The 20652-nt window shown below is 71.9% G+C and carries 19 protein-coding genes; 7 read left to right on the top strand and 12 right to left on the bottom strand.

Going from position 1 to position 20652, the window contains the following annotated elements; all coding sequences use genetic code 11:
- Nucleotides 1–73 precede the first annotated feature (73 nt).
- Complete coding sequence (locus ACFZCP_RS06660; RefSeq protein WP_391424628.1) at nt 74–1417, top strand: nucleotide sugar dehydrogenase; 1344 nt, start codon at nt 74–76, stop codon at nt 1415–1417.
- Nucleotides 1418–1850: 433 nt separating this feature from the next.
- Nucleotides 1851–2255, top strand: a complete 405-nt coding sequence (locus ACFZCP_RS06655) for a VOC family protein (protein ID WP_391424626.1) — start codon at nt 1851–1853, stop codon at nt 2253–2255.
- A 325-nt stretch (nt 2256–2580) separates the two neighbouring features.
- Here ACFZCP_RS06655 and ACFZCP_RS06650 read toward each other — a convergent pair whose 3' ends face one another.
- Nucleotides 2581–2940 (bottom strand): MerR family transcriptional regulator, encoded by a 360-nt coding sequence (locus ACFZCP_RS06650; RefSeq protein WP_362697262.1) that lies wholly within the window; start codon nt 2938–2940, stop codon nt 2581–2583.
- Between the two features lie 63 nt (nt 2941–3003).
- On the opposite strand from ACFZCP_RS06650, the gene ACFZCP_RS06645 reads away from it, so the two are divergent.
- Entirely contained in the window at nt 3004–4134 is a 1131-nt protein-coding gene (locus tag ACFZCP_RS06645; RefSeq protein ID WP_391424624.1) for an alkene reductase, read from the top strand.
- Here the strand turns inward: ACFZCP_RS06645 and ACFZCP_RS06640 are convergent.
- From ACFZCP_RS06640 to ACFZCP_RS06630, 3 genes are read right to left on the bottom strand one after another with little or no spacing between them, the layout of a single operon-like run.
- A complete protein-coding gene (locus ACFZCP_RS06640; protein WP_391424622.1) occupies nt 4083–5261 on the bottom strand; it encodes a membrane dipeptidase in 1179 nt (392 codons plus the stop codon). The two genes, ACFZCP_RS06645 and ACFZCP_RS06640, sit on opposite strands and share 52 nt — an antisense overlap.
- 5 nt (nt 5262–5266) lie before the next feature.
- A complete protein-coding gene (gene purE, locus ACFZCP_RS06635) occupies nt 5267–5788 on the bottom strand; it encodes a 5-(carboxyamino)imidazole ribonucleotide mutase (protein WP_362697271.1) in 522 nt (173 codons plus the stop codon).
- Complete coding sequence (locus ACFZCP_RS06630) at nt 5785–6924, bottom strand: 5-(carboxyamino)imidazole ribonucleotide synthase (RefSeq protein WP_362697274.1); 1140 nt, start codon at nt 6922–6924, stop codon at nt 5785–5787. The genes purE and ACFZCP_RS06630 overlap by 4 nt, the downstream gene beginning before the upstream one ends.
- Nucleotides 6925–7106: 182 nt before the next feature.
- Between ACFZCP_RS06630 and ACFZCP_RS06625 the strand changes: the two genes are divergently transcribed.
- A complete protein-coding gene (locus ACFZCP_RS06625) occupies nt 7107–7610 on the top strand; it encodes a GtrA family protein (RefSeq protein ID WP_362697277.1) in 504 nt (167 codons plus the stop codon).
- Nucleotides 7611–7661: 51 nt separating this feature from the next.
- Here the strand turns inward: ACFZCP_RS06625 and ACFZCP_RS06620 are convergent, their stop codons facing one another.
- Nucleotides 7662–8933 carry an ATP-binding protein gene (locus tag ACFZCP_RS06620; RefSeq protein WP_362697280.1) on the bottom strand — a complete coding sequence of 424 codons (1272 nt, stop codon included), beginning with the start codon at nt 8931–8933 and terminating at the stop codon, nt 7662–7664.
- A gap of 137 nt (nt 8934–9070) precedes the next feature.
- A complete protein-coding gene (locus tag ACFZCP_RS06615) occupies nt 9071–9748 on the bottom strand; it encodes a response regulator transcription factor (RefSeq protein WP_020940464.1) in 678 nt (225 codons plus the stop codon).
- Nucleotides 9749–10242: 494 nt separating this feature from the next.
- Between ACFZCP_RS06615 and ACFZCP_RS06610 the strand changes: the two genes are divergently transcribed.
- Nucleotides 10243–11748: an oligopeptide:H+ symporter gene (locus ACFZCP_RS06610; RefSeq protein WP_391424618.1), complete on the top strand. Its 1506-nt coding sequence runs from the start codon at nt 10243–10245 to the stop codon at nt 11746–11748.
- Between the two features lie 71 nt (nt 11749–11819).
- Here ACFZCP_RS06610 and ACFZCP_RS06605 read toward each other — a convergent pair whose 3' ends face one another.
- The 6 genes from ACFZCP_RS06605 to ACFZCP_RS06580 form a co-directional block, all read right to left on the bottom strand.
- The gene (locus tag ACFZCP_RS06605; protein ID WP_391424616.1) at nt 11820–13127 is read right to left on the bottom strand and encodes a hypothetical protein; all 1308 of its coding nucleotides are present in this window, start codon (nt 13125–13127) and stop codon (nt 11820–11822) included.
- A gap of 2 nt (nt 13128–13129) precedes the next feature.
- On the bottom strand, nt 13130–14212 hold the full coding sequence (locus tag ACFZCP_RS06600) for a hypothetical protein (RefSeq protein ID WP_391424614.1): 1083 nt from the start codon (nt 14210–14212) through the stop codon (nt 13130–13132).
- Nucleotides 14209–15375 (bottom strand): hypothetical protein, encoded by a 1167-nt coding sequence (locus ACFZCP_RS06595; RefSeq protein ID WP_391424612.1) that lies wholly within the window; start codon nt 15373–15375, stop codon nt 14209–14211. Before ACFZCP_RS06595 ends, ACFZCP_RS06600 begins: the two co-directional genes overlap by 4 nt.
- A 183-nt stretch (nt 15376–15558) precedes the next feature.
- Nucleotides 15559–16260: an LPXTG cell wall anchor domain-containing protein gene (locus ACFZCP_RS06590; protein ID WP_391424610.1), complete on the bottom strand. Its 702-nt coding sequence runs from the start codon at nt 16258–16260 to the stop codon at nt 15559–15561.
- Between the two features lie 165 nt (nt 16261–16425).
- On the bottom strand, nt 16426–16986 hold the full coding sequence (locus ACFZCP_RS06585; protein WP_391424609.1) for an ATP-binding protein: 561 nt from the start codon (nt 16984–16986) through the stop codon (nt 16426–16428).
- 316 nt (nt 16987–17302) lie between these two features.
- Nucleotides 17303–17680 (bottom strand): anti-sigma factor antagonist, encoded by a 378-nt coding sequence (locus ACFZCP_RS06580; RefSeq protein WP_391424607.1) that lies wholly within the window; start codon nt 17678–17680, stop codon nt 17303–17305.
- A gap of 245 nt (nt 17681–17925) precedes the next feature.
- Between ACFZCP_RS06580 and ACFZCP_RS06575 the strand changes: the two genes are divergently transcribed.
- A complete protein-coding gene (locus ACFZCP_RS06575) occupies nt 17926–18831 on the top strand; it encodes a SigB/SigF/SigG family RNA polymerase sigma factor (RefSeq protein ID WP_391424605.1) in 906 nt (301 codons plus the stop codon).
- Between the two features lie 178 nt (nt 18832–19009).
- The gene (locus ACFZCP_RS06570) at nt 19010–20557 is read left to right on the top strand and encodes a ricin-type beta-trefoil lectin domain protein (protein WP_391424603.1); all 1548 of its coding nucleotides are present in this window, start codon (nt 19010–19012) and stop codon (nt 20555–20557) included.
- Nucleotides 20558–20652: the final 95 nt, after the last annotated feature.

Here is a 20652-nt window from a genome sequence, read left to right as displayed (position 1 = left end):
GGGAAATTGCCCGGTGGACAGCCCGACTATGCTCGGCTCCGCATCACCGACGTACCCGATCTGGAGCACATCCATGAGCCTGAAGATCACCGTGATCGGCACCGGCTATCTCGGCGCCACGCACGCCGCGGCCATGGCGGAGCTCGGTTTCGAGGTGCTGGGACTGGACGTCCTGCCCGAGAAGATCGCCATGCTGGAGCGCGGCGAGACCCCGATGTTCGAGCCGGGGCTCGAAGAGCTGCTGAGGAAGCACGTGGCGGGCTTCGAGGGCTCCTCGGGGCGGCTGCGGTTCACCACCGACTGGGCCGAGGTCGCCGCGTTCGGCGATGTCCACTTCGTGTGTGTGAACACCCCGCAGCGGCACGGCGAGTACGCGGCCGACATGTCCTACGTCGACGCCGCCATCGCCTCCCTCGCCCCTCATCTGCGCGGCCCGGCGCTGGTCGTCGGCAAGTCGACCGTGCCGGTCGGTTCGGCCGAGCGGCTGGCCGGCTACCTCGCCGAGCACGCCCCGGCCGGTGCGGACGCGGAGCTGGCCTGGAACCCGGAGTTCCTGCGCGAGGGCTTCGCCGTGCAGGACACCCTGCACCCGGACCGGATCGTGGTGGGCGTGCGCAGCGAGCGGGCCGAGAAGCTGCTGCGCGAGGTGTACGCCGCGCCGGTCGCCGACGGCACGCCGTTCGTGGTGACCGACTTCCCGACCGCCGAGCTGGTGAAGACCGCCGCGAACTCGTTCCTCGCCACCAAGATCTCCTTCATCAACGCCATGGCGGAGGTGTGCGAGGCCGGCGGCGGCGACGTGGCGATGCTGGCCGAGGCCATCGGGTACGACGACCGGATCGGAAGGAAGTTCCTGCGCGCCGGGATCGGCTTCGGCGGCGGGTGTCTGCCGAAGGACATCCGGGCGTTCATGGCGCGCGCCGGTGAGCTGGGTGCGGACCAGGCGCTGACCTTCCTGCGGGAGATCGACTCCATCAACATGCGCCGGCGCGGCCAGATGGTGGAGATGGCCCGCGAGGCCCTCGGCGGCGGCTCCTTCCTCGGCAAGCGGGTCGCCGTCCTCGGCGCCACGTTCAAGCCCGACTCGGACGACGTCCGGGACTCCCCGGCGCTCAACGTGGCCGGGCAGATCCACCTCCAGGGCGGCCAGGTGACGGTGTACGACCCGAAGGGCATGGACAACGCCCGCAAGGTCTTCCCCACCCTGGGCTATGCCGACTCGGCCCTGCGAGCCGTGCGGGCGGCCGACGTGGTGCTGCACCTCACCGAGTGGCGGGAGTTCCGCGAGCTGGACCCGGAGGCGCTGGGCGAGGTGACGACCGCCCGGGTGATCCTGGACGGGCGCAACGCGCTGGACCCGCAGCTGTGGCGGCGGGCGGGATGGACCTACCGGGCGATGGGCCGCCCGACCGCATAGCCGAAGCACACACGGCCGAACGCCGGCACCCGGCCGAACGAGTGCCCACGGCCGTACCGGTGCGCGCGGCCGAACCCGGGCGCACGGACGAACCCGGATGCATGGACGAGTGCGTGCGCGCAGAGGGATACGGGCGGATGCGGGCGGATGCGGGCGGCACGCGCGAATCCGTGCGTGCCGAGGGAGCCGGTCGCGTGGACGAACAGGTGACGCCGGTTCGGCCGAGGCTCAGTCGGCCGAACCGGCGTCTTCCCGCATTCTGCACCACCGGACACGGACATGACCGATGAACCCCTCGTGGTTTACGGCTCCTTGTGGTGGGAGGCTCCTTCGCCCGGTGCCTGCGCGGGGCCGCCCGCGCACCCGGCGATGTGGGCACCGGCTCCCCGGGGCATCTGTTCCGTCTCCGCGCCTGCTGACTCCGGGAGGGCCCATGGCCGTCGTCGCCCGTTTCCGTTCCGTCGTGCTCGACTGTCCCGACCCACGGGCGCTGGCGGCGTTCTATGCGGCGGTCGTCGGCGGCACCCCGCAGGCCGAGGACGACGACTGGGTCGTCCTGCAGGTGCCGGACGGGCCGCGGCTCGCCTTCCAGCAGGTGGAGGGGTACACCGCGCCGGAGTGGCCGCGCGCCGACCACAACGGCCAGCAGTTCCACATCGATCTCGACGCGGGCAGGACCTGGGCGGAGATCGACGCTGCGCACGAGAGAGTTCTTGCGCTCGGGGCCCGCCCGCTGGATCTGACGGACCGGGAGAAGAAGGACTTCCAGGTGTACGCCGACCCGGCCGGACACCCGTTCTGCCTGTGCCGGATCGAACACCCGGAGCGACTCGACTGATCCGAGACCGCCCTTCCGCTGCCGCCCCACCGAGTCGACCGGTCCGGAGCCGTTGCAGCCCACCGAGTCGGGTGCCCTTACCGCCCCACCGAGTCGAGCCGTCCGGAGCCTGCCGGCCCACCGAGTCGGATGGTCCGGTGATCCGGCGCCCTTGCAGCCCACCGAGTCGGGTGGTGGGTGGGCACAGGTCCGGGGGCCAGGGGGCGGAGCCCCCTGGGACGGCGCCCACAGCACCGGCATGACCGGCGTTCCGGGTACGACATGAACAGGGCGTTCCGGGTACGGCACGGGCAGGGGCGTCCCGGGTACGGCATGGAGCGGCCCCTCAGGCCTCCCCGGCCGCCTGGATCACCTCGTCCAGGGTCTCCCGGGAACGCACCAGATCGGCGATCATGCGATCGATCCGGGCGCGCTCGGCCGTGAGGTCGGCGACCAGCCGCGGCGTGGCGATCGCGGAGGGCCCGCCGTCCCCGTCCCGCATGCACGGCAGCAGCTGCCGGATCTTCTCGCTGTGCAGCCCGGCGGCATACAGCTCCTGGATCCGGATGACCCGGTCGACGGCCGCCTCCGGGTAGTCCCGGTGCCCGCCGGGCGTGCGCTCGCTGGCCAGCAGGCTCTGGGTCTCGTAGTAGCGCAGCGACCGCTCGCTCACGCCGGTGCGCCGGGCCAGTTCACCGATCCGCATCCGATCCTCCGAGGGCTTCCGGGACTTGAATCTGACACTGATGTCAAGTTCTAGCGTACGGACATGACGCAGACGACGGACTTCCTGGCACCGGCCCGGCTCGGCCGGCTCGCACTCCCCCACCGCCTGGTGATGGCGCCGCTCACCCGCAACCGCGCGGAGGCCGACGGCACCCCGACCTCCCTCATGACCACGCACTACGCCGAGCGCGCCACGGCCGGGCTGATCATCGCCGAGGGCTCGACGCCGAACGCGGTCGGGCAGACGTACCCGAACATCACCGCGATCCACACCGACCGGCACGAGGCCGGCTGGCGGCGGGTGACCGAGGCCGTGCGGGCGGGCGGTGGCCGGATGTTCCTGCAGCTCCAGCACGGCGGGCGGGTCAGCCATCCGGCGACCACCGGTCTGACGCCGGTGTCCCCCTCCCCGGTCCCGGTGCCGGAGACGATCTTCACTCCGCACGGGCACCGGCCCGCCGCCGTCCCCCGGGAGATGACCGCCGACGACATCCGGGCCACCGTCGCCGACTTCGCCGCGGCCGCCCGCCGGGCCGTCGCCGCGGGTTTCGAGGGCGTGGAGGTGCACTCGGCCAACGGGATGCTGCTGCACCAGTTCCTCGCGGACAACACCAACCGCCGTACGGACGCCTACGGCGGCTCCGTCGAGAAGCGGGTGCGTTTCGCGGCCGAGGTGACCGAGGCGGTGGCCGACGCGATCGGCGCCGAGCGCGTCGGCATACGGATCTCTCCCGGCTCCACCGTCAACGGCATCGCGGAGGACGACACCGACGGCCTCTACGCCGCGCTCCTGGCCCGTCTGAAGGAGCTGGACCTCGCCTACCTGCACCTGGTGCGCTCGGACCCGGAGACCGGCTGGTACCGGCGGATCCGCGCCGACTGGCCCGGCGTCCTGATCGGCAACCCGGACCTGGCCGGCCTCACCACCGAGGCCGTCACCCGGGGCGTGAAGGACCTGCTGGCCGCCGGCGCCGACCTGGTGGCGCTCGGCCGGCCGTTCCTGGCCAACCCGGACCTGGTCGAACGGCTGCGCCGGGGCGCCCCGCTCAACCCGGTCCGGGACCGGTACTTCATGTACGTGGGCGGGGCCGACGGCTACAACGACTACCCCGCCCTGGACGGTCAGCCGTCCAGCGACTCGATGGTGGCGTTGGACGGGGGCCGCATCGCCTGAAGGTCGCGGGCCACGTCCTCCGCCGCGCCCAGCACCCGTACCGAGTTCTGCCAGGTCAGCTTGGCCAGGTCGGTCTTCGACCAGCCGCGGTCCAGCAGCTCGGCGATCAGGTTCGGGTAGCCGGAGACGTCGTCCAGGCCGTCGGGGGTGAAGGCCGTGCCGTCGTAGTCGCCGCCGATGCCCAGGTGGTCGATGCCCGCCGCCTCGCGCATGTGGTCCAGGTGGTCGGCGACCGTGGAGACCGTGGCGACCGGGCGCGGGGTGCGCTCCTCGAAGGCGCGGTGCAGCTTCATCGCCTCCGGGCTGGTGTCCAGGTGGTGGAAGCCGTGGGAGCGCAGGTTCTCGTCGGCCGCCGCGGTCCAGTCGACGGCGGCCTGGAGCACGAACTTCGGCACGAACGTCACCATCGCCACGCCGCCGTTGCCGGGCAGCCGCTCCAGGACGTCGTCCGGGATGTTGCGCGGGTGGTCGCACACGGCCCGGGCCGAGGAGTGCGAGAAGACCACCGGAGCGGAGGAGGCGTCCAGGGCGTCGCGCATGGTCGTCGCCGCCACGTGGGAGAGGTCGACGAGCATGCCGAGCCGGTTCATCTCGCGCACGACCTCGCGGCCGAACGCGGTCAGGCCGCCCGCCTTCGGCTCGTCGGTCGCCGAGTCGGCCCAGTCCACGTTGTCGTTGTGGGTGAGCGTCATGTAGCGCACGCCCAGCCCGTACAGGCCGCGCAGGGTGCCGAGCGAGTTGGCGATCGAGTGGCCGCCCTCCGCGCCCATCAGCGAGGCGATTCGTCCCTCGGCGCGGGCGGCCTCCATGTCGGCCGCCGTCAGGGCGCCGCGCAGCTGCCGCGGGTAGCGCTCGATCAGCTGCCGCACGCAGTCGATCTGCTCCAGCGTGGCCGGCACCGCGTCCGGCAGGTCCGAGCGGACGTACACCGACCAGTACTGGGCGCCGACCCCGCCCTCGCGCAGCCGCGGCAGGTCGGTGTGCAGATGGGCGTCCTGGCGTTCGGCGAGGTCACGGGCGTCGAGGTCGTAGCGGACCTGCTTGCGCAGCGCGTACGGCAGGTCGTTGTGGCCGTCGACGACGGGGTACGTGCGCAGCAGCTCGCGGGCCTGGTCCAGTGAGGTCACGCGCCTCACTTCCCGAAGCCGAAGCCGCCGGCGCCCTCGACCTTGGAGCGCAGCCGCTTGCCCTTCTCGGTGGCCTGGTCGTTCAGGTCCTGCTGGAAGTCGCGCATCTTCTGCAGCAGGTCCTCGTCGTGCGCGGCGAGCATGCGGGCCGCGAGCAGACCGGCGTTGCGGGCACCGCCGACGGAGACGGTGGCGACCGGGACACCGGCCGGCATCTGCACGATCGACATCAGCGAGTCCATGCCGTCGAGGTACTTCAGCGGCACGGGGACGCCGATGACCGGCAGCGGGGTGACCGAGGCGAGCATGCCCGGCAGGTGGGCGGCGCCCCCGGCACCGGCGATGATCACCTTCAGGCCGCGCTCGGCGGCGTGCTCGCCGTAGCTGATCATCTCGCGCGGCATGCGGTGCGCGGAGACGACGTCGACCTCGTAGGCGATCTCGAACTCGTCCAGGGCCTTGGCGGCGGCCTCCATGACGGGCCAGTCGGAGTCCGACCCCATGACGATGCCAACAACAGGGCTCATTCGGTGATCGTGCCTCTCAGGTAGCCGGCAGCGTGACGGGCGCGCTCCAGCACGTCGTCCAGGTCGTCGCCGTAGGTGTTGACGTGCCCGACCTTGCGTCCGGGCTTCACGTCCTTGCCGTACATATGGATCTTGAGCTTGGGGTCGCGGGCCATGCAGTGCAAGTACGCGGAGTACATGTCCGGGTAATCGCCGCCGAGGACGTTGACCATGACCGTCCACCGGGCGCGCGGGCGCGGGTCGCCGAGCGGGAGGTCGAGGACGGCGCGGACGTGGTTGGCGAACTGCGAGGTGATCGCGCCGTCCTGGGTCCAGTGGCCCGAGTTGTGCGGGCGCATCGCCAGCTCGTTGACGAGTATGCGGCCGTCGCGGGTCTCGAACAGCTCGACGGCGAGGTGGCCGACGACGCCCAGTTCCTTGGCGATCCGCAGCGCCATCTCCTCGGCCCTGAGTGCCTGCTCCTCGTCCAGGTCGGGAGCGGGCGCGACGACCGTGTCGCACACCCCGGCGACCTGGCGGGACTCGACCACCGGGTAGGCGACGGCCTGGCCGTGCGGGGAGCGCACGACGTTGGCGGCCAGCTCCCGCACGAAGTCGACCTTCTCCTCGGCGAGCACCGGGACGCCTGCGCGGAAGGGCTCCGTGGCCTCCTCCGCGTTCTCCACGACCCACACGCCCTTGCCGTCGTACCCGCCGCGGACGGTCTTCAGGACGACGGGGAAACCGTCCCCCTCGGCCGCGAAGGCGACGACGTCGTTCGGGTCGCTCACGATCCGGTGGCGCGGGCAGGGCACCCCGATCGCGTCGAGCTTCGCGCGCATCACACCCTTGTCCTGGGCGTGCACCAACGCGTCCGGCCCGGGGCGCACGGGGATGCCGTCCGCCTCCAGGGCCCTGAGGTGCTCGGTGGGTACATGTTCGTGATCGAAGGTGATCACATCGCAACCGCGCGCGAACTCACGCAGCGTGTCCAGGTCGCGATAGTCGCCGATGACGACATCGCTCACGACCTGCGCCGCGGAATCCAGAGGGGTGTCACTGAGGAGCTTGAACCTGATGCCCAACGGGATGCCCGCTTCGTGCGTCATACGCGCGAGCTGCCCCCCGCCGACCATGCCGACTACCGGGAACGTCACACCCCTAGCGTATCGGCCACGCCGGTGCGGCCCGATCGCCTCCCTCTCACGCCCTCTTACCCGGGGCTTTCCCACCTCTTTCCGACCCGTTCCCAAGCTGTGGCCAGGTCCGGGAGCGGCGGGCCGGGCGCCTGGATAGCATGGCTGGGTTGACGAAACCTACGGACGGGAGCTGCACAACCATGGAACCTCGTTCCTCGGGGCTGCAACGGCTCGTACGCGAGGTGGCCAAGTTCGGCGCCGTCGGCGGCGCCGGCGTCCTTGTCAATCTCGGTGTTTTCAATCTGGTCCGGCATGTCTCCGACCTGCCGGTGGTGCGTGCCAGCATCATCGCGACCGTCGTCGCGATCGTCTTCAACTACGTCGGCTTCCGTTACTGGACGTACCGGGACCGCGACAAGCACGGCCGCACCAAGGAGCTCACGCTCTTCCTGCTGTTCAGCGCGGTCGGTCTGGTGATCGAGAACGGCGTGCTGTACCTGGCGACCTACGGCTTCGGCTGGGACAGCCCGCTGCAGAGCAACGTCTCCAAGTTCGTCGGCATCGGGATCGCCACCCTGTTCCGCTTCTGGTCGTACCGCACCTGGGTCTTCCGGGCGATGCCGGCCCGGGAGACGGTGGCGAGCGCGGAATCGATCCTGGAGCAGGAGTCGAAGAACGCCCCGTCCACGCAGCGCGTCCCGTAGGACCTCCGAGGGCCCGCCCGGCCGGCCTGCCGTGCCGAGGGCTGCGGGCTGCTAGCGGACCATCGGCCGGTCCTCGTCGGACTTGCGGGCCGGGGGCGTGCGGGACAGGAACAGGCCGAACACCGGCGGGTGGGCCTGGAGTAGTTCCAGGCGGCCGCCGTCGGCCTCGGCGAGGTCCCGGGCGACGGCCAGTCCGATGCCAGTGGAATTGCGCCCGCTGATGGTCCGCTCGAAGATCCGCGCGCCCAGGTCGGCCGGGACCCCGGGGCCTTCGTCGGTGACCTCGACCACAGCCTGGTTGCCGGTGACACGGGTGCGCAGGGCGACCGTGCCGCCGCCGTGCATCAGTGAGTTCTCGATCAGCGCGGCCAGCACCTGCGCGACCGCGCCCGGTGTACCGACGGCCTGCAGATGCCGTTTGCCCGAGCTGACGACGGCCCGGCCGGCGCTGCGGTAGGCGGGCCGCCACTCGGCGAGCTGCTGCTGGATGACCTCGTCCAGGTCGAAGGGGACGGCGGAGCCGGTGCGCGGGTCGCGCGAGTTGGTCAGCAGCCGCTCCACCACGTCCGTGAGCCGCTCGACCTGCGCGAGGGCGACGTTCGCCTCCTCCTTCACCGTGTCCGGATCGTCGGTGAGGGTGATCTCCTCCAGGCGCATGGACAGGGCGGTCAACGGGGTGCGCAGCTGGTGCGAGGCATCGGCCGCAAGGCGTCGTTCCGCCGTCAGCATCCGGCCGATGCGTTCGGCGGAGGAGTCCAGCACATCGGCGACCCGGTCCAGTTCGGGGACGCCGTAGCGCTTGTGCCGCGGGCGCGGGTCGCCGGAGCCGAGGCGTTCGGCGGTCTCGGCGAGGTCGGTGAGCGGGGAGGCGAGCCGGTTGGCCTGGCGCACCGCGAGCAGCACGGCGGCGACCACGGCGAGCAGCGCCACCAGGGCGATGATCAGCAGGGTCCGGCCGACCTCACGGGTCACCGCGGAGCGGGGCTCCTCGACGGTGACCGTCTCGCCCTCCTCGCCCCGCTGCGTGGAGCGGATGACGTCGCCCTCGGGTTTGGTGCCGATCTGGATCGGCGGCCGGCCCGGAACCCGGATCTCCGCGTACTGCTCCTTGGTGACCGGGTTGCGCAGGACCTCGGCGTTGACGTTCTCCGCCGCGAGGATCCGGCTGTCCACGATGCTGGCCAGCCGCAGCGCCTCGGACTCCACGCGCTCCTGGGCGCTGTTGCTGATCGTCCGCGTCTCGACGATGACGAGCGACACGCCGAAGACCGCGATCACCACCAGCACTACGGCAAGGGTGGACTGGATGAGACGACGACGCACGGGGCCCTCCGGGATGGCTTACGACGACCAGTGTGCCTTGCAGCTCCGGTCGAGGCAGCCGGCCCAGGGGTGCGGGGAACTGCGCGACCGGCCACAACGGACCCGCACCCGATCCACCGCGTCAGCCTCTGCGGCGCCTAGCTCTTTTCGAACCGGAAACCCACGCCGCGCACGGTCGCGATGTACCGGGGGTTCGCCGCGTCGTCGCCGAGCTTCTTGCGCAGCCACGAGATGTGCATGTCGAGCGTCTTGGTGGACGACCACCACGTCGTGTCCCAGACCTCGCGCATCAGCTGGTCCCGGGTGACCACGCGGCCGGCGTCCCTGACGAGCACCCGCAGCAGGTCGAACTCCTTCGCGGTCAGCTGGAGTTCCTCGTCGCCCATCCAGGCGCGGTGGGACTCGACGTCGATCCGCACGCCGTGCGTGGCCGGCGGCTGCTGCGGCTCCGCCGCACCGCGCCGCAGCAGGGCCCGCACGCGGGCGAGCAGTTCGGCGAGCCGGAAGGGCTTGGTGACGTAGTCGTCGGCGCCCGCGTCCAGGCCGACGACGGTGTCCACCTCGTCGGCCCGCGCGGTCAGGATGAGGATCGGCACGGTGTGGCCGTCGGCGCGCAGCCGGCGGGCGACCTCCAGGCCGTCCATGCCGGGCAGGCCAAGGTCCAGCACGACCAGATCGACGCCGCCCTGCATTCCGGCGTCGAGCGCGGTCGGTCCGTCCTCGCGCACCTCGACCTCGTAACCTTCCCGGCGCAGGGCGCGGGCCAGCGGCTCCGAGATGGACGCGTCGTCCTCGGCGAGCAGTACACGGGTCATGCAGTGATGGTAGACCGCCCGCGTGCGGTGCTGGGGTGTGATCGCTTCCTGGGCCTCTTACCTTGCGGGAGCAGTGGTACGGACCATTGCCCTGGAGGTGCGATGGTAGAGGGACCTTCGAAAGCGGGTGCATGGTTCCGCCGACACCTGTGATCCGTGTCTCAAGTCCTTCCATATCCGGCACTGTCCTGCCGTATGGTGACCTGAACGCCTGTAGTACATCCAGGGACCTTCGGCGGAACATTCGACGCTGGAGGTCCTTTTGCTGTACGGGCTGGTCCAGACCAGCCTTGAAAGGAATGACCTCTGGCCGGGCTCCGGACGCACCGATGCGTCGCCGGGGCGTGGATCCCGGTGGTCGCCGTCCGCCGCACCGTGATCCGGAGCGGACTCCCCCTGGGCGTGGGGGTGGACGACCGACCCTGCCGGTGCCGGCTGCACCCCCACCGGGCGCGCGACGCTCCAACGCGCGTCCCGACCAGCAAGGAACGACCATGGCGTCCAGCCTGACGAAGGACTCGGTCCGCCCGGGCACCCCCGGGTCCGAGAAGACCTTCTTCGGCCACCCCCGCGGACTGGCCACTCTCTTCATGACCGAGATGTGGGAGCGGTTCTCCTACTACGGCATGAGGGCCCTGCTCCCGCTGTACCTGGTGGCCCCGGGTGGCCTGCACCTGACCGCGGGCACGGCGACCGCGATCTACTCGGTGTACGTGTCGCTCGTGTACCTGCTCGCCCTGCCGGGCGGCTGGTTCGCGGACCGCGTCCTCGGCCCCCGCAAGACGGTCGCCGTCTCGGGCCTGATCATCATGCTCGGCCACCTGTGCCTGGCGCTGCCGGCCGCCGCCAGCTTCTTCGTCGGCCTCGGCCTCGTCGCCATCGGTTCGGGTCTGCTGAAGGCCAACATCTCGACGATGGTCGGCCACCTCTACAAGGGCCCGGACGACCCGCGCCGTGACGGTGGCTTCACGCTCTTCTACATCGGCATCAACCTGGGCGCCTTCGCCGCGCCGCTGATCATCGGCACCGTCGGCGAGAACGTCAACTGGCACTTCGGCTTCGCGCTGGCGGCGCTCGGCATGGCGCTGGGTCTGGCCCAGTACCTGCTCGGCAGCCGCCACCTGAGCGAGAAGAGCAGTGTCGTTCCCACGCCGCTGTCGGCCGAGGAGAAGTCCGCCACGCTGCGCAAGGGCCTGACCTGGCTGGCGATCGCCGCGGTCTTCTACGGTGCCGTCAGCTTCTCCGGCCACTTCACGCTGAACTGGGCCCTGATCCCGCTGACCGTCATCGGTCTGATCGTCCCGATCGTGGTCATCGCCCGCATCCTGCGGGACAAGGACCTGAACTCGGCCGAGCGTTCGAAGGTGTCGGCGTACATCTGGTTCTTCGTCGCCGCCGCCGTCTTCTGGATGATCTACGACCAGGGCGGTTCGACCCTGTCGCTCTTCGCCAGCAGCTCGGCCAAGAACACCGTGTTCGGCTGGGAGTTCCCGGTCTCCTGGTACCAGTCGGTCAACCCGGTCATGATCATGGCTCTGGCGCCCGTCTTCGCCTGGCTGTGGCTGTGGCTGAACCGGCGCGGCAAGGAGCCGAGCACGATCGTGAAGTTCGCCTCCGGCCTGGTGCTGATCGGTGCGTCCTTCTTCCTCTTCCTCGCACCGCTGTCGATCGCCGAGGGCGGTCACAAGGCTGCGGCGATGTGGCTGGTCGCGATCTACTTCGTCCAGACGGTCGGTGAGCTGACGCTGTCGCCGGTGGGTCTGTCCGTGACGACGAAGATGGCGCCGAAGAAGTACGCCTCCCAGATGATGGGCGTCTGGTTCCTCGCGGTCACCGCGGGCGACTCGGTCACCGCGCTGCTGTCGAACCCTGCCGTCGGCGGGGTCAACCTCGACAAGACGGGCTTCGTCGCCCTGGAAGCGGTGCTCGCCGTGATCGCCGGTGCCGCCGTGTGGATGTACCGCAACAAGGTCAACAAGCTGATGGGCGACGTCCGCTGACGTAGGCCGGGGCTCGCAAGAGGGCCATCGCATCCCTGACGGTGCGATGGCCCTCTTCCGTTGTCCGGGAGCTACCGCGTCCTGCGCTTCGGCATGAACGTGAACACCGCCCCGCCCAGCAGGATCGCCGTGCCCGCCACCAGGCCGAGGGCCTTGAGGGCGCCGTGGTCGCCGGAGCCGGTCTCGGCGAGGCCGCCCGCGCCACTGCTGCTGCCGCTGCTGCCGCTGCTGCCGCCCGAGGACGACGAGCCCCCGGAGGTCGACGTGCCGCCCGAGGCGCCGCCCGGCTGCTGGGTGGTGTCCAGGGTGAGGGAGACCTCCGACTTGGTCGGCGTGCAGGTCGTCGTCGTGCCCAGGGCCTTGATGGTCAGCACCCCCGGCGACAGGGTCGAGGTGCCGCTCGCGCCCGGCTTGTAGGTGCCGGTGAGGTCGGGGATCTCGATCGGTTCACCGGACTTGATGGGGTTCGCGTTCGTCGGTCCCTCCACATGCACGGTGCCCTTGTCCGCGCCGCCCAGCGCCACCTCCATCGACGGCTTCACGGAGTCCTTCGGGATGTCGGCGGGGCTGTTCATCACCGACTTCTTGAACTGCACGGTGAGGTCGTAGCTCCCGTTGTTCTTCCTGGCGTTGATCTGCACCGGCGAGGTCGCGTTCTTGTCGCCGATCGGCGTCTTGCAGGCGTACGGGACCTGGACCTCCTTGCCGGGGAAGTCGCTCTGCCCGGTGCCGCCGGTCGACGTCGCCGTGGCGGTGGGGGTGGGGGTGTGCGTCGGGGTCGGGGTCGGTGTCGGGGTCGGGGTCGGGGTCGGTGTCGGCGTGCCCCCGCTCCCCGGTGTCACCTGGATCGTCGCCGCCTTCTGCACGGTCTCCTTCGGCGTGCACTTGGTGTCCGTCGACATGGCGTTGACCGTGTACGCGTCCGGCGTCAGGGTCACCTCGCCGGGCGCCGTCAGTTTCAGGCTGCCCTTCATGTCCGAGAGCACCATGTCGCCGCCCTTGGGGATCGCCGGGTTCTGACGCGGTCCCTGCAGGGCGATGTCGGCGGTCTGCGCGCCGGCCGCCTTGAGCACCCCGGACGGCTGCACCGAGTTGGCGGGCAGGTCGATGATGTTCGGGTTCTTGGAGGCGGCCTGGACGAACTTCCACACGATGTCCACCGTGTCGCCCACCTTGGCCGTGGCCGGCGCGGTGATCTCGACCTTGGTGGTGCCGTCGACCGGGTCGATGCCCGCGGGCGGCACACAGTGGGTGGCGAACGACACCTGGGCCGCCTGCGCGGGCGTGGCGGCCACGCCCAGCAGCACGCCCGCCGAGCAGAGTGCCAGCGCGGCGCCCGCGGCGCCGGTCCTTCGGGCCGGTGTGCCTCTCCTTCGCATGCTCACGTGGGTCCCTTCGTGGTGGGAGTCGTAGGACTCGTCGGGCTGTCGTCGTGCGGTGCGGAGAGCCGGCCGGCCGGGCCTTTCGGAGCGGAGTCCGGGGAGAACCACGGCAGGGTCGGAGTCGGTTCGGGCGGGAGCCCGGGGGTGCGGGTGCGGGGCAGGCGCAGCCCGGGCCGGGCGAGCCCCCGGTGACGGACACCGCCCGGCCGGCGCGGCCGCACCCGGTCCACCACGGCCATCCCTGCGCGGAAGACGGCGGCCGGCACGACCAGGCAGAGCAGGATCCAGAACAGCGTCACACCCCAGGGGCGGCCCACGCCCCACGGCTGCTCGGCGAGGACCTTGCCGTCGTAGCGCAGGGAGACGGTGTAATCACCGTGCGCCCCGGCCGACAGTTCGACGGGCAGCTTGATCTGCGCCCTCCTGCCGGGCGCGAGGGTGCCGCGCCACTGCTGTTCGTCCCACTGGGGGGCGAAGACGCCGTGTGCGGTGCCGACCCGGAAGACCGGGTCCTTGATCGCGGCGGAGCCGCTGTTGCCCGCGGTGAAGACCAGGGTGCGGCTCGGCGGCGCCCCGAACCAGGTCAGCAGGGAGCCGGACCCGGTCAGGCGGGTGTCGGAGAGGATCGACAGCCGGCCGGCCGAGGTCTCGGCGGGCAGCGGCGCGACGGGATGCCCGGCGACCTGGAGGACGGCGTCCGCCTCGGCCTTCGCGCCGGTCACCGTGGCGACGTGCACCACACAGGGGCACGGCACGGGCGGTTCGGCGACCGGGAGCTTCTTGGCGAAGGAGCCGTCGGCCCCCGTGGTCACGGCCCGTCCGTCGGCGTTGGCGCAGGAGTTGGTGCCGCCGATCACGCCCCGGGCGGGGGTGGCCCGCCCGCAGATCAGCATCATCAGCAGGGTGTGCGGCCGCCAGCCGTCGCCGCTGACGGTGACCGAGCCGCCGGTGCCCGCCTGGGACGCGGACAGCTTCACGAGCGGCCCCTCCGCCGCGGCCGCGGGGGCCGCGAGCGGCAGCAGGAGCAGCGCGAGCACGGCCGCCAGCGCGGGCAGCCGCGGGGTTCTCTCCTTGCCGGTCACTTCACCGCTCCTGCCGTCGACCCGGCGTCGGCCCGGGGGACTTGCCCCGCACCGGTGCCACCCCTGCCGCCGCTCACCGGATCGCCGCCCACCGAGCCGCCGCCCACCGAGCCGCCGTCCACCGGAACACCGTCCACCGGGCCGCCGCCCAACGGAACACCGTCCACCGGGCCACCGCCCAACGGAACACCGTCGACTGCGCCGCCGACCACCGCGCCGCCACCCACCGGAACACCATCACCTTGATCACCTTGATCACCTTGATCGCCGTCTGCCGGATCGGCGTCCGCCGTACGGCTCCCCCGCCGTCGTGCGACGAACACCGCGGCCGCCCCCGCGGCCACCGCGCCGGCTCCGCCCGCCAGTTCCCCCCACGGCACGAACCGCACCCGCGCACTCGCCGTCTCACGTGCCGCGCCGGGCGCCGTGACCGTCAGGCGCAGGTCGACCGCGTCCAGCGCCGGCCGGTCCGGCCAGGGCTCGGTCAGCTTCAGGCGGGCGCTCGGCCGCAGGCGCACGGGGAGGGTGCGCGGCGCGCGGTCCAGGACCCGGCCGAAGACACCGTCCGCGCGGACCGCGAGCCTCGGCACGAGGACGGTCGTACCGCGGTTGACCAGCTCGTAGGTGATGCGGTCGCCGCGCACCGCCACATGCTCGACGGTCAGCGCGGCGAGCGCCGGGCCGCCGACGCGCAGGCGCAGGGGCACGGTCCTCGTGCGGCCGCCGGCCGCGCGCGCGACGACGGCGCCGGAGCGGTCTCCGGGCTCGGCCGCGGCCGGGACGCTCACCGTGAAGGGCACGTCGGCACGGGTGCGGCCGGGAATGTGCACGCTCCGCTCGGCGAAGGCGATCGCGACGCCGGTGCCGGTGCCGGACAGGCGCACGTCGACGGGCGCGCGCCCGGTGTTGGTGACGGACACGGTGTCCTGCAGGACCGTTCCGGGCGGCCCCTCGGCGTAGAAGGACGGGCGCCCGCCTCCCGAAGGCGCGACGGACCAGCCTCCGGCGGCCGACGCCGGTGCCGCCGATGCCGGCGATGCCGGCGATGCCGCGATCAGCAGCGCGAGCAGACACAGGGACGCGGCCGGACCCGCGGACGCGGTCCGGGCGAGGGCCGGGGGCAGACGACGTGCGCGGGGCAGGACACGGGCGGCGGACGGCATGGGCGGCTCCAGCGGTCTTGACCTGTGGTTCGGCGGGGTACGGCCGGCTCGGCGCCGCGGCGCCCGGCTGGGCGACATGCGGCCGGCTGGGCGACGTGCGGCCGGCGCGGTGACGCGGCACCCGGCAAGGCGCCGTGCACCCGGCGCAGCGGCGTGCGGCCGGCTCGGCGGCGTACCCGCAGTTCAGCGGCGTACCGCCTGGTTGCGTCGGGTCAGCCACAGTGTGCCCGCCGCGCCCGCGAGAAGCACCGTGCCGCCGAGCGTGCCGAGGGCGACGGCGGAGTCCGCGGGGCCGGTCTGCGGGAGCCGGCTCCCGGATCCGGTACCGCTCGGCGTGGAGGAGCCGTCGGCGGAGGTGCCCGAGGAGCCGCCGCCCGCCGCCGTCACGTCCAGCGTCAGGGAGGGCCCCGGGGTGTTGGCCGGCGTACAGGTCGTCGTCGTGCCGAGGGCGCTGATGGTGAGCGTGGCCGCGGTGAAGGTGACCTTGCCGGTCTTCTTCGGCGTGTAGGTGCCGCTCAGGTCACTGATCTTGATGGGCGTGTTGGCGGGGATCGCGGCCGCGTTGGCCGGGCCCGTCACGGGCAGGCTGCCGCTGTCGGCGCCGCCCAGCCTGATGGTGGCGCTCGGCTTCATCGCGCCCTTGCCCAGCTCGACCGGGCTGGAGGAGACGCCCTTCTGCCAGGACATGGTGATCCTGTAGCCGCTGCCGCTCTTGACGCCCTTGATGTCGATGGGCGAGACGGCGCTCTTGTCCCCGATCGGCGTCTTGCAGTGGTAGTTGACGTCGACGACGTCCGCGTGCGCCGCCGGCGCGGCCAGCAGCACCACCGAGCCGGCGAGGGCGGCGGCGGACGCGAGCGCGGCGGTTCGTTTCGGGTACGACACGGTCGGTCCACCCCATTCATTCCTGACGGCATATCAGATTTGGCCGTCAAGGTACGCCGGGGGCCGTGAGGAGGGAAGACGAAGCACACGCCGGAGTTGTGTCGATCCGGCGTGCGGGAAGGGGGATTCGAGTGGAGACGGTGGCTCAGGCGGCTGGCGAAACGGTCATGCGGGAGCGCCCAGTTCCGCCCACACCGTCTTGCCCGCGCGGCCCGGGACGCGCGCGACACCCCAGTCCAGGCACAGCCGCTGCACGATGAACATGCCGTGACCGCCGGGGCGGCCGGCACGGTGCGGAGTGCGCGGGGCCGGCTGGCCGGTGCCGCGGTCGGTGACCTCCAGCCGGATCACCTTGTCGCCGCGGGCGAGGAACAGCTCCTCCGGGCCGCCGGCGTGCAGACAGGCGTTGGTGACCAGCTCGGACACGACGAGCAGGACGTCCTCGGCGGCGGCCCGCTGGTCGGCGGTGGCGGCGGGCAGCCAGCCCCAGGCGTACAGCGCCTCACGGGTGTAGTCGCGCGCGAGCGGGACGACCCCGCTCGCGCCGTCCAGGCGCAGCCTGCGGACCTGCCGCCCCGGGGTCTCCTGCACACCCTCGGTCGGCACGGACGGCGCGGCTGCCCCCGCGGTCGCGCCGGTCTCCGGCGCACCCCCCTCGGACACCCCGGAAGCGCCGCAGGACTCCGGGCCGCGGTCGCCCGGCGAGCAAGGCCGGGTGGTGCTCATCAGCGCTTCACCTCACCGATTCACCAGTTCACGATTCAAAATTCCGGCACCGGTCGGTGCCTGCCGGTCGCACGCCGTCCGCTCCGCGGTCCGCGGACGGCCCTGTGCCGTCCACTGCCCTGGTCCGTCCACCGTCCACCCTTCACACGTACGTCGCACCCGGGTCGTTCGCCGGTTCCCGGCGCGGGTCCGGCGGCCCGGCGGACGACGGGTTCAGGATCTCTCCTGCCCGGCCGATCCGGAGGAACACCCGCGCATCGGGCCCTATCGGTGCGACGTACGCCACCGGTCCGCTCGGGGACGGCCGGGACGGGGTTCAGTCGACCTCTCCGGCCAGCGCAGCCACCACGGAGTCATGGACGGTGAAGACCGCCTCCGCTCCCGTGATCTCGAACACGCGAGCGACCACCGGCAGCATCGCGGCCAGATGCACGCCGCCTCCGGCGGCCTCCGCCTTCAGCCGGGCGCCGAGCAGCACGTTCAGCCCTGTGGAGTCGCAGAACTCCAGGCGTGAGCAGTCCACCACGAGCCGTGAGAACCCCTTCTCCAGGAGGTCGTCGAGCGGCTCGCGCAGAAGATCGGCGGTGTGGTGATCGAGCTCACCCGCCGGTGCCACTACGGCGCTGGAGCCCTCTTCCCGCACCTCCACCAGAAGTCGGCCCGAGCGTGCACTGCCGACTGTCCCGTGGTCCATGCCGTCTCTCTCCCGAGGTCGTGGCTGCTGATGCCCTCGAACATTACGCCTTCTGTGCGCACTGCGACACCCGAACAACCTCGCATTATCGGACACATCACGGCAGAACGCACTTGCGACCGGCTCGGTGGAGCGGGTAGGGCTAGTAGGACACACATCCCTACACGCCGGCTTCGGAGGCGCCGCACACCGCAGTGCACGTACTGGCTTCGGCAGCCATATGCCGAGAACGATGGAGGACACCCATGTCACCCCGGCTCGACGCCTCGCATACCCGGACGACGACGTCGACACCCCCACCGGAATCACTGGATCATCCCATCGATCCCCTGGATACCCTCGACCCCCTTGAGGGACTCCCGGAGATCCCGCCCTTCGGCGAGGTCGGCGCGGTGGACGCGCGAGCCCTGTCCAAGACCCTCTTCGAGCGGCTGGTGTCGCTGGAGGAAGGGACGCACGACTACGCGTACGTCCGCAACACGCTCGTCGAACTGAACCTCGCGCTCGTCAAGTTCGCCGCCTCCCGCTTCCGCTCGCGCAGCGAGCCGATGGAGGACATCATCCAGGTCGGCACCATCGGCCTGATCAAGGCGATCGACCGCTTCGAGCTCTCGCGGGGCGTGGAGTTCCCCACCTTCGCGATGCCGACCATCATCGGCGAGATCAAGCGCTTCTTCCGCGACACCTCCTGGTCCGTGCGCGTACCGCGCCGACTGCAGGAGCTCCGGCTCGACCTGGCCAAGGCCGGTGACGAGCTGGCCCAGAAGCTGGACCGCGCCCCCACCGTCGGGGAACTGGCAGAGCGCCTCGGCATCTCCAACGAAGAGGTCGTCGAGGGCATGGCCGCCTCGAACGCCTACACCGCCTCCTCCCTGGACGCCCAGCCCGAGGAGGACGACACCGAGGGCGCACTCGCGGACCGGATCGGGTACGAGGACCACGGGCTCGAAGGGATCGAGTACGTCGAGTCGTTGAAGCCGCTGATCGCCGAACTACCGCCCAGGGACCGGCAGATCCTGTCCCTGCGCTTCGTGGCGGGCATGACCCAGTCGGAGATCGGCGAGGAGCTCGGCATCTCCCAGATGCATGTCTCCCGGCTGCTGTCGCGGACGCTGGTGCGGCTGCGCAAGGGGCTGACCGTGGAGGAGTGACCCTCCGTCACACTCATGAGGCGGCCCGGCGACCACGCCGGGCCGCCTCGCCGTGTTCGGGCACCCGAACCGTTATGCGGTTACCCCGGGAAACCTCTTTTCCGAACCCCACCCCTCCACCACGATGGGCCCCCAAACCGGCTGGTACGCCGGAGACTACGGGGACGGAGGATGCGGGATGGCTCAGGGCGGCGACCATGCCGAGCCGGGCACGGAGCACACGGACGCGCCGGACGCGCGGCTGACCCAACTGCTGCGCGCCTCCACCCCGACGGCCTACCCGGCCCTCCAGGAGCTGCGCCGCCGGCACCATCCGGCGGTCCTCGGCTACGCCCGCCTGTGCGCCGCCAGCGAGTCCGCCGCACGCCGGCTGGCCGCGGAGGCCATCGGCACGGCGGCCCGCGAGGTGGCCCGCGGCCGGGAGCCGGGCGTCCCGCTGCGCCATCAACTCCTGCTCCTGACCGTACGGCTGGCGGCATCCTGGGCGACGGACGAGCGCGCGGCCGGGGTGGACCCGGCCCTCCTGCTGGTACTGAACTCCAGCGGCCTGCCCGAGGGACCGACGCCTGCCCTCCTCCCGGCGTTCCAGACTCTCCCGTCCCGCACCCAGGGCCTGATCTGGTACGGCGTGCTCGACGAGGAGCCCGTCGAACGCACCGCCGCCTTCCTCGGCCTGAACCGGGCGGACGTGGCCCACGGCACCCACCCGGCCCTGAAAGCCCTGGCCCAGGCCTGTCTGAGACACCGTCTGGCCGCCTCCGACGACCCGCGCTGCACCGACTTCCGGCGGCTGATCGAGGAGGCGGTACGGCAGGACGGTCCGCGCCGCAGCGCCGACCTGGACGCCCACCAGGCCCGCTGTCCGCACTGCGCGGCCGCCGTCGAGGACCTGACCGCGCTGCGGGACACCCCGAGGCAGACGCTGGCGGAGGGCCTGCTGCCCTGGAGCGGCACGGCGTACCTGCGCCCCGGAGATCCCGTCCCGGCGCCCGGACCGGCCGTGGACCAGGGCGGTTGGCCGCTCCGGCGCCGGTTCCTGCTGGCGACGGCGGCCCTGGGCGTGGCCCTGACCCCGCTGCTGGTGTTCCTGCTGACCCCGGCGAACGGCACCGACCGGCAGCCGACGGCGGCGACGCCCCCGCCCCCACCGGTGACGGTGACGGCGACGGTCTCCGTGCGGCCGTCCCCGTCCCTGTCCCCTTCCCCCTCACCGTCTCCGTCGCGCACCCGCAAGTCCCCGTCCCCGGCGAGGACTTCGCACCGTCCGTCCCCTTCGCCGCGCCCCAGCCGCACGCCGAGCCCGTCCCCGGCGTTCACTCCCCCGGGCAGCGCCTTTGCCGAAGTGGTGAACGTCGCCACGGGCCGCTGCCTCGACATCCGCGACGGCGACCTCTCCCAGGGCAACGACGTCGTCTCGGCGCCCTGCGACTCCACCCCCAGCCAGCGCTGGCGCGTCGACACCTACCTGGGCGTGCTCCGCTCGGCCGCCGACTCCGACTTCTGCCTCGACAGCCGCGGCGCGACCGACCGGGGCGTGGGGATCTGGACCTGCGACTCGGTCTACGGCTCCAACGGTCAGAACCTCCGCTTCAGCGTCGACCCCGACGGCACGATCCGCCCGGCGATCGCCATCGAGACCGCGGTGACGCCGGACGGCAGGTACGGGGTGGCACTGGAGCCGCTGGACGGGGAGCCGGAACAGCGGTGGCACGCCGGGGCCTCCTGAACCCGCCCTGCACGGCCGGTGTGGAGGTCTGCCCGGGGTCCGTGTCGGTTTCTGCCCGCCCGAGCGTTGCCGGCGTCCGACCGGCCGGTGGCCGT

Source organism: Streptomyces sp. NPDC007971, assembly GCF_042958635.1.
In the GTDB taxonomy this organism is placed as follows: Bacteria; Actinomycetota; Actinomycetes; order Streptomycetales; family Streptomycetaceae; genus Streptomyces.
The sequence above is the reverse complement of the archived record's forward strand: the minus strand, read 5'-3'. Positions and strand labels throughout refer to the sequence as shown.

Excerpts from the sequence above, each read along its gene's own strand:
- ACFZCP_RS06660 (WP_391424628.1), top strand. The coding sequence starts at position 74 with ATGAGCCTGAAGATCACCGTGATCGGCACCGGCTATCTCGGCGCCACG.
- ACFZCP_RS06655 (WP_391424626.1), top strand. The coding sequence starts at position 1,851 with ATGGCCGTCGTCGCCCGTTTCCGTTCCGTCGTGCTCGACTGTCCCGAC.
- ACFZCP_RS06650 (WP_362697262.1), bottom strand. The coding sequence starts at position 2,940 with ATGCGGATCGGTGAACTGGCCCGGCGCACCGGCGTGAGCGAGCGGTCG.
- ACFZCP_RS06645 (WP_391424624.1), top strand. The coding sequence starts at position 3,004 with ATGACGCAGACGACGGACTTCCTGGCACCGGCCCGGCTCGGCCGGCTC.
- purE (WP_362697271.1), bottom strand. The coding sequence starts at position 5,788 with ATGAGCCCTGTTGTTGGCATCGTCATGGGGTCGGACTCCGACTGGCCC.
- ACFZCP_RS06625 (WP_362697277.1), top strand. The coding sequence starts at position 7,107 with ATGGAACCTCGTTCCTCGGGGCTGCAACGGCTCGTACGCGAGGTGGCC.
- ACFZCP_RS06615 (WP_020940464.1), bottom strand. The coding sequence starts at position 9,748 with ATGACCCGTGTACTGCTCGCCGAGGACGACGCGTCCATCTCGGAGCCG.
- ACFZCP_RS06610 (WP_391424618.1), top strand. The coding sequence starts at position 10,243 with ATGGCGTCCAGCCTGACGAAGGACTCGGTCCGCCCGGGCACCCCCGGG.
- ACFZCP_RS06605 (WP_391424616.1), bottom strand. The coding sequence starts at position 13,127 with ATGCGAAGGAGAGGCACACCGGCCCGAAGGACCGGCGCCGCGGGCGCC.
- ACFZCP_RS06595 (WP_391424612.1), bottom strand. The coding sequence starts at position 15,375 with ATGCCGTCCGCCGCCCGTGTCCTGCCCCGCGCACGTCGTCTGCCCCCG.
- ACFZCP_RS06585 (WP_391424609.1), bottom strand. The coding sequence starts at position 16,986 with ATGAGCACCACCCGGCCTTGCTCGCCGGGCGACCGCGGCCCGGAGTCC.
- ACFZCP_RS06580 (WP_391424607.1), bottom strand. The coding sequence starts at position 17,680 with ATGGACCACGGGACAGTCGGCAGTGCACGCTCGGGCCGACTTCTGGTG.
- ACFZCP_RS06575 (WP_391424605.1), top strand. The coding sequence starts at position 17,926 with ATGTCACCCCGGCTCGACGCCTCGCATACCCGGACGACGACGTCGACA.
- ACFZCP_RS06570 (WP_391424603.1), top strand. The coding sequence starts at position 19,010 with ATGGCTCAGGGCGGCGACCATGCCGAGCCGGGCACGGAGCACACGGAC.